An 11,511-nucleotide genomic window follows, 5' to 3' on the forward strand; every position below is an offset into this window, starting at 1 on the left:
TAGAAATATTGTTGCCGAGCGTGCCACTTGATCAGGATGATCCGCCTTCTCGGCCAGGAGCCATCATGTCCCAACCCCGTGCCCGGATAGCCTCCCAGCTAGGGCTTGCCCTTGCCCTGATACTCGCCCTGGTGATCAGCGGCAGTACCCTGTTTGCCCTGCGTTCACTGGATTCGGCGAATCTCGACACTCGAGAAGAGCATCTGGCCAGCGAAGCGCGCCTGTTGGCGGACCAGCTCGATACCTTTCACGGCAGCCTGCGCGAGAGCACCCAGCGCCTCAGCGGCCTGTTCGAAAATCGCTTCAGCAGCGGCCTGAGCCTGCATCCCGAACAACCGGTGACAGTGGCTGGAGTCCAGACTCCCGGGCTGCACCTGGGGGCTGTGGTGCTGAACAACGACTTCGATGAGGTGGACGGATTCAAGCAGATGACCGCTGGTGTCGCGACTCTGTTCGTGCGCAGTGGCGACGACTTCGTTCGCGTCAGCACCTCCTTGAGAAAACAGGACGGCAGCCGCGCCATCGGCACCTTGCTCGACCATACCCACCCGGCCTATCAGAAGCTCATGGCGGGGCAGGGATATGTCGGTCGTGCCCTGTTGTTCGAGCGGTTCTACATGACCCAGTACACCCCGGTGCTGGATCGTGAAGGCAAGGTGATTGCGGTGTTGTTTGTCGGTTTCGACTACACCAATGCGCAAAATGCCCAGTTCGATAACCTCAAGCGCTTCCGCATCGGGCAGAGCGGGTCCCTGGCCTTGCTGGATGAGCAAAGCAAGTGGCTGGTACCACCGGCGGGCGTACAGGCGCTGGATCAGGCGGCGCAGTTCATGGTGGCCGCAGCCAGGGAGCCGGGCAAAGGGCGTTTCTGGAGTGATCAGGACGAAGACTTCTACAGCCTGGCAGTGCCTTTTGCCGGCGGCCCCTGGTCGGTGGTGGCGAGCATGCCCAAGGCCGAGATCCGTGCGGTGACCTGGAGCGTCGGCATTCGCCTGGTGATTGGCAGCCTGTTGGCGATGTTGCTGGCAGTGGGTGCGACGGTCTGGCTGTTGCGCAGCAAGCTGGCCCCCCTGAGTGATCTGGTGCGTCAGGCCCAGGCCCTGGGCGGCGGCGATCTGAGTGCGCGGCTGAATGTGTCCAGTCACGATGAAATCGGTCAGTTGGCGCGCAGTTTCAATCAGATGGGCGAAGCCCTGTCGAACATGGTCGAGCACATTCGCCGCTCGGCCGCCGAGGTCAATGGCCGGGCCCAGGTGCTGTCCGGCCTGTCCAGCGGTGCCTATGAGGGCATGGAGCAACAATCCGGTGAGATCACCAGCATGGCGGGGGCGGTGGAGGAGTTCAGCGCCACCTCGCTGAATATTGCCGACAACATGGGCAGCACCCAGCGCCTGGCCCAGGAAAATGCTCAGCAGACCCACATCGGCCGCGAGTCCATGGAGCAGGCGTCGTCGTCCCTGGAGCAGATTGCCGGAGCACTCGACAGCACGGCTACGGTGATCAATACCCTGGGCCAGCGCTCCCAGGAAATCGGCGGGATTGTCGGAGTGATCACCGCAATTGCCGATCAAACCAACCTGTTGGCTCTCAACGCCGCCATCGAGGCGGCCCGTGCCGGCGAGCAGGGGCGTGGTTTTGCCGTGGTGGCCGACGAGGTGCGCAACCTGGCGTCGCGGACCCGTGAGGCCACCACCGAGATCTCGCAGATGATCACCAGCATCCAGCAGGAAACTGGCCACGCCATCGAGACCATGGAGCAGGGTAATCGCCTGATGCAGGAGGGCCTGTCGCGCAACGCCGATGTGGCCTCGGCCCTGGCCCTGATCGATGAGCAGAGCCGTAGCGCTGGCGAGCAATTTGCCGCCATCACCACCGCGAGCCAGGAGCAGAGCAGCACCGCCACGGTGTTGAGCAGCAACCTGCAGAGCATTGCCCAGGCCAACAGCGAGCAACGCGAAGTGGTGTCGAACCTGGCCGTTACCGCCCGTGAACTGGAGAGCCTGGCCGCGGACCTGCGCCAGGAAGTCGACCGCTTCCGCTGAGGCTGTCAGCTTCGCCCCCGGCACCAGGTGAGGCCGGGGGCGAATGGTGCAAGGACGTTTGTTTCAGCTAAAACAGCCCGGCAGTGATTTGCCCTTCAAGGACGTCTCTTCCAGCAGGGGCTGGCATGACTCATCTCAGCCGTTTCGCCCATTGCCTGTTCTCCGTCTCGGCGCTGTTGCTCAGCCAGGAAAGCCCGGCGTGTATCGCCCCGGCAGCGGTTCATGCGACTACAAGTTCGCCGAGCCAAACGTTGATGGCTACCGCATCCGGCCGTTCTAGTTGCACTGGGTGCTGCTCGACACCTCCTTGCTCGCTAGTTTCAACGCCTTGCCCAGTTCGGCGGCGTTGTTGCTGCTGTAGACCCGGCCACCGGTGTTTTCAGCGATGCAACGCGAGGCGCCACCGACCCCGATGCTCACCACGTTGACCCGCAGGCGTGGCTGCTGGGCGGCGATTTTCCGCGACACGGCGCAAACATCCTGCTGGCAGCCGTCCTCGCCGTCGATGAACATCACGATCACTGCATCGTTGTTGCGTCCGTCAACGGTGCTGGCCGCTTTGGCTAGGCTGGCCGCCAACGGTGTGCCGTCGTCGGCGCTGAGACCACGAATGCCGTTGATCAGACGGGGCCGGTCCGCATTGCGGAAGACTCCGTGATCGATCTGACTGGCACAGCCGTTGAAGGTGATCAGGCGAGTATCGATCTTCGGATCAAGCCCCTTGATCATTCCTGTCAGCGATTCTGTGGCCACCATCATGCGGCTAGGCGGGGTGAAGATGCGTTCCACCCGGACTGGGTCAAGGTACTGGTTGAATCTGTTGCCGTAGAACCATTCTTCATCGGCCCGTTCGGCCTTGATGTTCAAGTTCATCGAGCCCGAGGTGTCCAGCACCACGACAAACTGCGGTGGTATTGCGCCCGGGATCGACTTGCGACAGGCGTAGTTATCCAGGGTCGGCGCAGGGGCCGGCTTGGCCACAGGTGGCGGCGGTGGTGGAGGTGGTGCAGGTTCCGGGACCGGCTCTGGAGCAGGCTCCGGCACCGGTTCCGGCTCTGATACCACCGGCTCCGGCGTATTCACGGGTGTCTCGACGACAGGGGGGATCACCGGCTCCACAGCCACCGGCTCACGCTTCAGGTACCAGAACCAGTAGGCCGCCCACAGCAGGAGCAGCAACAGCAGCAACGCCAGGAGCGCGGCGGCGATCTTCCACCCGTTGCGGCTCGGTGGCATGACCACCGGCGGCACAATCACGGGAGGGGCCAGTGGCTTGGGTGGCCGCAGCCCCCATCGCACCACCAACGGCTCACCGTTGAGGCTATAGAGGTCGCCCAGTTCGGGTGGGCCGATCAAGGTTCGCAGGTCGCTCGCAAGGTCCGCCTGGTTGCGTTTTTGCAGCTCGTCCGCAAGCTGCCCCAGGGACTCCTGGCGCTGCTGATAGAGGTCCAGCAGGCGACGCTGTTGATCCTCGTTCAGTTCAGCGTAAGGCGTGGGCTGGCCTCCCAGCTCGGTCCACCATTCCAGTACGTCGCCGCTGCCCTTGCGGGGAATGGCATAGAGGCTGGCGACCGTGGGCGGGAAGTGTTTTTGAATCAGTGCGACCTTGGCCGATAACGCATCGGCCTTGTCGACTGTGAACTGACCATCCCTGATGACCCGTTGCATGCAGACGTTTCCTGAAAATGACCCAGGCATCCCGAACGATGCCTGCGTAGGTGGAGGGCGTAACCCTTACTCGTAACCCAGGCTGAATTGCAGCTGGTTGACCTTCTTCTGCAACGCCTTGAGCTGTTCCTGCTTGGCTGCCAGCGCCGCGGGCGTATTGCTGGCGGTCGCAGCCTGGCTGGCCTTGAGCTGTTGTTCGAGACTGGCGATCTGTTTCTGTACCTGGGTCTCATTGCCCTGCCGGGCCTTGAGCGATGTCAGCAATTGGCCCAGGGACTGGTTCAAGGCCGCCTGGGATTGCTGCTGGCTGAGCAGATCCTTGCGGGTATCGGCCTGCTGGGCAGCGATGTTCTCGTACACCTGATGGAACAGGGCGTTTTCCTGGCGGGACGCAGTCAAGGCCAGTTCCTTCTGCTTGACTTGGTCGTTGTAGCCACCGGAGTAGTCACAGTTCATCTTGGTCAGCATGCTGGCGTCACGGTTGGTCGCGTCGCAGTCCCCCGGTTTGCTGGCACAACCGGCCAAGGCGAGTACGGCAGCGAATGCCGCCCAGTGTTTTGCAGTCGTCATGGTCATGGCCTCAACCCAGGGTGATTGCCGAACGCTGGCTGTACAAGGCGTCCACTTCTTTTTGCAGGGATGCAACTTTCTCGTTCATTTTCAGAATACTTACGTCCACTTGCTTGATCTGGGCACCGGCACCTTGCGCGCGCTCCTGATCAGCCACCTTGGTGTATTCGGTGACCTTGGTGCGCATGTTGCCCAGGTCCTTGCGCAGGCGTGCAATGTTATGGTCGATCTCGGCGATCTGGGCCTGTGCCTTGGCCTTGTCGAGCTTTTTATTGGCCATGTCCCGCTTGATCTGGGCGATACGTGCCTGGTCGTCCTTGATCACTTGTTGAGCGGTCGCGCTACGGGTCATGACATTTTGCGTGTCCTGCTCGACGTCGGCGTTCATCTTCTGCAAGCGCGTCGTGGTGTCGGCGTATTCGCTGCGGCGTTGGTCCAGGTAATAGTTGGCACCCATGGCCACGCCACAGGCGGTGATACCGGCTGCAATCGCGCAGACTGCCTTGTTGTCGCTTTTCGACAACGCGCAAGCGAGGATGCCGATACCTGCCCCGACGGCGCAGGCCTGGTAGCCGGACTTGCTGAAGAACTGGGCGTCATTGCCCTGAGTCAGACGCGGGTCGGCACCGTCGCCGAGCATGGAACTACCAGTGCTGGCACAGCCGGTCAGTAGAAGGCTGCCGGTGAGGATGAACGCGATCTGTAGCTTGAAGCGAGTCCATAGGTTGCGCGACATGGTGTTGCTCCTGGTTAACGGTGTTGGTGTTTTTTACTGAGTAACGGTTTTGCAGCTTTTCAGCCAGGCCTCGGTATCGATCTTCTGCTTCTGCAGGAAGGTCTTCTGGTTGGCCCAGTGGGTGCGCAAATAGGGCTTGAGGTCTTGCAGTTGCTTGTTGCGGGAGATGATTTCCTCCATGACCGGCACTTGCGGCTCGATCAGCGGCTTGCCGTACAGCGTGGCCGACTCGACCAGGCTGCTGGCGTAGTAACGGCTGAGTTTGTGCAACCGGTCCTTTTGCTCGTCGAGCTTGCTTTTGCGCATGTCGCAGGTGGCGTCCTTTTCTGCCGACTCGCAGTTGAGGGCGTAGTTCTTTTGCAGGAAGTCCACGTATTGGCCGTCATCGAGCATCTTGGTGCAGAGGAATGCCCCGAGGTTGAGGCTGGCGCGAATCGCTTGGTCGCGGGTTTCTTCTTGCTGCTGGTTGCTGGCGCGCAGCTGGTTTTCCAGAGCCTGGAGCTTCTCCTTGAGTGCCTTGTCCTCGATCCCCGATGCCAGTGTGCCCAGTGCCTGGGCAGTGGCAGGTGCATTGCCGGCGTTGGGCGTGGCACCGCTGCCGAGTTTCTTCCAGCTACCTTCGATGCTGGCCACACGCTCGCGGGAAGTCAGGGTCGGTGATACCAGCGCCAGGCGCAGGCCGGTGGTTTTGTTCTTCACCTGGCCTTCGCTGTTGTAGTAAGGCTCTTCCTTGCGTTGAGAGGTATGCATGTCGCCCTGGGCCGTCAGGTAATTACCCCCGCGCACCACATAACCACCGGCCTGGCCGTGTTGACGGTCGAGTTTGTTCAGGCGAAAAGGCTCGAACATCATTTCGTCAGCGTTGCCGAGCATGTCGTGCAGCCCCAGCGGGTTTGGCTTTTGCAGACCGGACAGTTGCAGCTTGCCGTTGGACGACTGCGCTCCGGCAAACCATTCGTAGGCGTTCAAGCCTTCCGGCATCGGGTAGCGGGTATCGCGGAACTCGGCGGCCCCGACTTCAATCCCGCCCCGTGCGGCAAACTCCCATTCCACCTCGGTTGGCAGCCGCAGGAAGCCCAGTGCGCCGTCTTCCTTGGGCAGTTTGTCGGCAGCATTCTTGCGCAGCCACAGGTTGTACTTGTCTGCGGCTTCAACCGCCTGGACCCAACTGATCGATACCTGCGGCAGACGCATCTTGGTCGAAGCGCTCGGGCAGGTTTCTTCAGTCAGGGCGGCGTACTGCAACTGGCTCATTTCGTACTTGGCCAACAGGTAGTAACGCGACTTGTCGCTCTTGGCGCCAGTGAAGCTGCCAGCGATGAAGGTGGGACGAGTCTGTTCGACGTAGCCAAACTCCGAGCCGTCCTGGCCGATGCTGGTCGGATAGTCGTCCAGCGGTCCGGCCACTGGAATGAATACCTTGCGAAACACCATTGCGCCTTCGCAAGGCATCGGCAGGACTACGTCATTGTCCTGCGGCATCGGGTTGTAGAACTTCTCTTCCCAGCCCGCGGCCGAGGCGTCCAGCAGATAGCCCAGGCTGAATAGCCAGCCGAAACGTTTATAGCTCACGTAGACTCTCCGCAGGTTGGATGCTGATGGCTCGCGCAGCGCCGATGAGGGCAACCAGGGCTGCGACCATGAAGGTAATGAGCAAGGCTGCAAGGCCATGCCAGGCAGTGATGTGGCAAATGAACGTGCCGGTGGCCTGGCTACTGCCGAGCAGGGCGTCGAACAAATGGCTGCCGACGAAGTAGAAACCCAGCCCACCCAGATAACCAGCCAGGCTCAACAGCAGGGCTTGCAACACCACGAAGCCAGCCACGGCGGCCCGATTGAATCCCAGCAAGCGCAGGACCGCGAGGCTTTTACGCTTGCGGTCGATATTGGCCAGGAAGGCGCCGACCATCGAGGCGACGCAGCCGATCAGTGCTGCCAGGGCGATCACACCGAAGATCAGCCCCAGCACATGATTGATCGCCTTGACGTTATCGATGTCGGCCAGGCGACTGGAGGTCTCGATGTGTTGCTGGTTGAGCCAACGCTCCAGCGGCGCGACCTGATCAATGTCACGGGCGTAGAGCCGGGCCCGGGCATACATAGGTTGCAGGTTACCCAAGGCCTTGCCGGTCTCGACGCCGAATTCGCGGACCTGATAACCATCGCGAAAGCGCTCCAGGCTCAGCAGCAGCGACGGTGCGACGAAGCCGGCAGCGCGGCCAAAGCGCGCGCCATCGAGAATGGCAATGACCGTCAGGCCGACTTCACCGCGCTCCTTGCTGCCGTCCAGGCGGCGTTCGGCACGCAGGCGCACGCTGTCGCCAACCTTGGCCTGAAGACGTTGCGCGGCCCGGGCACTGAGGATCACTTGCTGGCCGCCGGGGCTGATACCGGGCAGGTTCAGCTGCGGGTCACCGGCCTCGGTGGGAATGATTTCCGCGCTTTCAACGAAGCGCTGCATGCCGATGAACAGATCGGCCTGGCTGTTGAGTGAGCGGGTCTGGCCCAAGGCGAACCCGGTTTCCGGTTGCTGGCGCAGGCGTTCGATCCAGGCATTGTCGTAGTTGCCACTGCTGAGCATCTTGATTTCAAGGTTGCGCGGGTCACGCAGCAGTTCGTTTTGCAACTGGCTGACCACGCCGTGCTTGAGGCCGAATAGCAGCAACAGCGGCGCGATTACCGCTACCAGTGATGCCGCGATGCACAGTGACACCTTGCGGTCGTGCCAGAGGTCTTCCAGGGCTAGCTTGCCAAGCAGCCATAGGCGATTAATCCATAGGTTCAAACAGCGTTTCTCCCTGTCGACTGATCGCGCCCAGGCGCGGCAAGCCAAAATCCTTGAGCAATGCCCAGTCGTGCGATACCACCAGGGCGCTCAGGCTCAGGTTCGATACCAGGCTCAGCAGCAATTCGAACAGGCGCGTGGCGCTATGAGGGTCCAGTGCCGCAGTGGGCTCGTCGGCCAGTAACAGCAGCGGCTCATGGGCAATGGCCCGCACACAGGCGACGCGCTGGCGCTCACCGATGGACAGGGCCTGGGGGCGTTTGTCGAGCAAGCCTTCGAGGCGCAGCGCGCTAATTGCCTGAGCAACGTGTTCACTGTGCGTCGGCATGCCGAGCAGTTGACGCGGCAGGTTGATGTTGTCACGCACATTGAGAAACGGCAGCAGGCCGCCGCTTTGCAGAATGAACCCCAGGTGCCGCGAACGTACGGCCGCCAGGGCAGGCTGGTCGTCTGCTGCGAGCAGTTGGCCGATGTCCAGCACAGACCCTGGCGGGCTCAGGCTGAAACGCTGCAGCTCCACCGGCCGCAGCAGTAGGCCGATGGCCTCCAGCAGGGTGCTTTTACCGCAGCCGCTTTCGCCGGTGATCGCCAGGATCTGCCCGGCCCCAATCTGCAGTTTCGGCAGGCGTACCTGATGAGCCTGGGCGCCTTCGCCTCGGCGCACCAGCAGGTTGTTGATCGCGAGCATGGGCGTCTCGTTAAGGCATCATTTCCAGTGGCACCGGGTACACGTTGTCCCGGGCGTCGCTATCCTTGGCCAGAGCCACCCAACGGTCGACGTCAGCGTTGTAACGCTGGTAGTGACGCAGCTTGGTGTTCAGCGTGCGGATGAATTTTTCCTGTGCCAGGCCATCCCAGCTCTTCCAGGTCTCTTCATCCAGGTTCAGCACTTCGCTTTGATACGGCAGGTCTTCCAGGTACTCACCGAGTACGCCCAGTTCGGCGAGCTTGGCGTTGCCGTTCTGCTTCAGCTGGTTGGGGTCGGCGCCCATGGTGGCGGCTACCGAGCGCAGGCGTTCGAACATTTCCGTCGGAGAGATCAGGCCTTCGTTGGCAGCATCGAGGATCTTCTTCATGACATCGCTGAGATCGCTGAGCTGGGCCTTGGTCAGCAGCACCCGGACATCGGTAGTGGGGATGTTCTGCTTGATCAGGTCTCGGTCGGTAATCCACGCCTTGAACACCGGAGGGGCCTTGCTGTTGGTTCTCTCGCCGAGGTAGGCCAACTGCATGGCGTGGCCGATCAGGGCAGCGTCTTCGAGCATTTTCTTCTCGGCTGGATCCTGTTTGGCATTGAGCGCACTGCCAATGGCGTCTTCACCCATGTACGCGGCTTTGACCTGGGAAGTAATGGCGCTGGCCAGGGCGTCGACCTTGCGGCCGAACTCTTGCACATCGCCAGCATTCACCGGGTAGTACAGCGAGGTGTTGGTGCCCGGGTAGGTCGAGAGGTTCTGGTATTGCGCCTCGGCCTTGCTGTGGTCCTTGATCCCGGCGGGGGTCTTCAAGTGCAGGGTGTAGATGGCCACGCCTGGCTTGGCGGCTTCGAGGCGCACCTGGGTGGCGCTGAGCCCGGTGTTGGAAAGCTTATCGTCGCCCTCGATGGCGCCGGCGTCGGTGATCAGTACCACGTATCGCGCACCGAACTGGCTCCAGTCGACCTTGTCGATGCTGTGCATGACACCGGCATAGGCGTCTTCGTCGAAACTGCTGCTGGAGACCTTGGCTTGTTTCAGGTCGGCGACCTTGCTCAGGAAGTCGGTGCTGTCTTTGACCTTGTTAGGGTCGGCGTACATCTTGCTGACGTACTCAAGCCCTGGCACCGCCTTGGTGCTGGAGCGGAAGGCGACCAGGCCGAACTTGACCTGTTTGCCCAGGTTCTGCGCCTCGATCTGCTGGTAGACCTTGCGGATCGCCTCACGGGTGCGGTCGATGTAAGGGTCCATGGAAATGGTCGAGTCGATGACGAACACCACGGCCGCACTGAACTCTTTCAGCTGGCTGCTGGCGTTGGCATTGCCTGCGGCGCCGCCATTGGCTCCGGCCGCGCCCTGGGCATTCTTGTCATCGTCCTTGCTGACCGATGCAACGTTCAGCAGGCGAGTGCGAAAACCGCTTTCGGTCATCACCTCTTCGCCACTGAGGATGGGTAGCAGGTAGAACTGCTTCTGCAGATCGATAAAGTACTCGGGCTCTTGAGCCAGCACGCCGGGTGCCTGGGCACCTTGTTTAAGTTTGGCGCGCAGGGGCGCGACCTTGCTCACCGGGTCCGGTGCATCCAGGATGCCCTCGACGGTGGCGCGGTCCTTGAAGAACAGCAGGCGATCGCGGTTGGCCGGATTGGTGAAGGCCAGGGTCAACTGCATTTTCCAGTCGGTGGTGCAGTTGGCCGGCAGCCAGCCGACGGTCTTGCCGTAGCTGTCAGGGCCGACTTTCAGCCATTCGGCATTGCCGGCCTGAGCCCGTTCATACACATAAAAGCGCGAAAAGGTCGGTTGTGCCTCACCGGCGGCACCGCCAGCCGACGGGCTGAGATGGCAGCCAGGGGTGGTCAATACGCGCTGGAACAGGGTTTTCTTGCCGGCCTGGATCAACGGCTTGTCATCCGCCTGGGAAAGCGGGCTGATGCACAGCGCCAGCAGCGTAGCGCTGCTCAGCAGGAAACGGCTCAGGGATGCACGACTCACTGTTGCAACTCCTCGAAGCGCTGCTTGGCTTCGGCGTTGTCCGGCTCATGGCTGAGGATGGTTTCGTACCAGTAGGCGGCAGTGGCTTTATCCGGTTCGGCGAAGCAACTACTGGCCTGGTGGTATTTGGGGTCATATTCGTGGGCGTAGGCGCTGGCAATCTGCAGGTCGCCGCCCTGGGCCCGGTTGGCGTACAGGCGCTGGGCAACGCCGCAGTGGTTATTGGCCTTGGCCACTTTGATGATTTCCAGCAACTCGGCGCTGGCTGGCGCGGCCTTGATGCAGGCCTGGACGAAGGCCAGTTCAGGCTGGCTGCTCATGCTTTCCAGGGTGCAGGCGCCGGCCTGGCTGGCGACGGCAGGGATTTCAGGCTTGGCTTGTGGGGCCTGTACCTCGGGCTTTTTCAGCCAGAACCAGAGTGCGGCGGCGACTATCAGCACCAGGACCAGCAGCAGTGCCCAGATCCATTTGTACTGTTTCGCCACGGGCGCCTGGGCCTGGGTTTCGCTGATGGCAAAGGTCAATTCGGCCTGCGGCAGTTCCGGTTCTGCCGGACGCGAGGGTTGCGCAAGAGCCAGTTCAGGCAACTGTGGAATTTCCGGGGCGCTGCTCGGCGCTGCCAGGTTGCCGCCATCGTAGGTCGAGCGGGTCTGGCCACCGGCGGTCGATGGCAGCAGGCCGGAACCCGGGCGGACTACACCTTTGTCGCTGAACCCCGGACCCTGCTCGCGCAGTTCGATCTGGAAATTGGAGTTGGCGCTGCCTTCGAGCAGCGGATCGACCACGTCCGGGCCGATCAGGGTTTCCAGTACTTCACCGCTGGCGTCCACATCGAAGCGGGCGACCTTGAACCAGTAAGGGCTGTTGCTCCAGGTTTTTCCGTCCTGCAGGTAGAACGCGTCCTGATTGCGCTGGATGGAGAACTCAAGGTGCTCTTGGGCGCCTTGCCATTTCTTCACTGTCAGGCGGGACTGGCCAGGTGCATTGGGCTCTAACGCGAGCAAGTCGACTCGAATGGGCATT

Annotated in this window: 9 protein-coding genes and 1 pseudogene; 2 read left to right on the plus strand and 8 right to left on the minus strand. The window is 61.7% G+C overall.

Annotated elements, in window-relative coordinates; genetic code table 11:
• Nucleotides 1–65: 65 nt before the first annotated feature.
• Nucleotides 66–1,139 (plus strand): annotated as a pseudogene (locus tag GV819_RS33600) (Cache 3/Cache 2 fusion domain-containing protein); the annotation flags it as partial.
• 180 nt (nucleotides 1,140–1,319) lie between these two features.
• Nucleotides 1,320–2,042 carry a methyl-accepting chemotaxis protein gene (locus tag GV819_RS33605; RefSeq protein WP_434738416.1) on the plus strand — a complete coding sequence of 241 codons (723 nt, stop codon included), beginning with the start codon at nucleotides 1,320–1,322 and terminating at the stop codon, nucleotides 2,040–2,042.
• A 276-nt stretch (nucleotides 2,043–2,318) separates the two neighbouring features.
• Here GV819_RS33605 and GV819_RS01760 read toward each other — a convergent pair whose 3' ends face one another.
• The 8 genes from GV819_RS01760 to GV819_RS01795 all read right to left on the minus strand — a co-directional run bounded on the left by GV819_RS01760 (nucleotide 2,319) and on the right by GV819_RS01795 (nucleotide 11,510).
• Complete coding sequence (locus tag GV819_RS01760) at nucleotides 2,319–3,710, minus strand: VWA domain-containing protein (protein ID WP_161752892.1); 1,392 nt, start codon at nucleotides 3,708–3,710, stop codon at nucleotides 2,319–2,321.
• Between the two features lie 66 nt (nucleotides 3,711–3,776).
• Entirely contained in the window at nucleotides 3,777–4,280 is a 504-nt protein-coding gene (locus GV819_RS01765) for a hypothetical protein (protein WP_161752894.1), read from the minus strand.
• Between the two features lie 10 nt (nucleotides 4,281–4,290).
• Complete coding sequence (locus GV819_RS01770; RefSeq protein ID WP_161752896.1) at nucleotides 4,291–5,016, minus strand: hypothetical protein; 726 nt, start codon at nucleotides 5,014–5,016, stop codon at nucleotides 4,291–4,293.
• A gap of 33 nt (nucleotides 5,017–5,049) precedes the next feature.
• Nucleotides 5,050–6,588, minus strand: coding sequence for an SUMF1/EgtB/PvdO family nonheme iron enzyme (locus GV819_RS01775; protein WP_368668853.1), 1,539 nt, complete (start codon nucleotides 6,586–6,588; stop codon nucleotides 5,050–5,052).
• Nucleotides 6,578–7,801, minus strand: a complete 1,224-nt coding sequence (locus GV819_RS01780; protein ID WP_161752900.1) for an ABC transporter permease — start codon at nucleotides 7,799–7,801, stop codon at nucleotides 6,578–6,580. The genes GV819_RS01775 and GV819_RS01780 overlap by 11 nt, the downstream gene beginning before the upstream one ends.
• Nucleotides 7,785–8,489: an ABC transporter ATP-binding protein gene (locus GV819_RS01785; protein WP_161752902.1), complete on the minus strand. Its 705-nt coding sequence runs from the start codon at nucleotides 8,487–8,489 to the stop codon at nucleotides 7,785–7,787. The genes GV819_RS01780 and GV819_RS01785 overlap by 17 nt, the downstream gene beginning before the upstream one ends.
• Nucleotides 8,490–8,499: 10 nt before the next feature.
• A complete protein-coding gene (locus tag GV819_RS01790) occupies nucleotides 8,500–10,488 on the minus strand; it encodes a vWA domain-containing protein (protein WP_368668854.1) in 1,989 nt (662 codons plus the stop codon).
• A complete protein-coding gene (locus GV819_RS01795; protein ID WP_161752904.1) occupies nucleotides 10,485–11,510 on the minus strand; it encodes a hypothetical protein in 1,026 nt (341 codons plus the stop codon). The genes GV819_RS01790 and GV819_RS01795 overlap by 4 nt, the downstream gene beginning before the upstream one ends.
• Nucleotide 11,511 lies beyond the last annotated feature (1 nt).

The organism is Pseudomonas sp. Fl5BN2, from assembly GCF_009908205.1.
Classification (GTDB): domain Bacteria; phylum Pseudomonadota; class Gammaproteobacteria; order Pseudomonadales; family Pseudomonadaceae; genus Aquipseudomonas.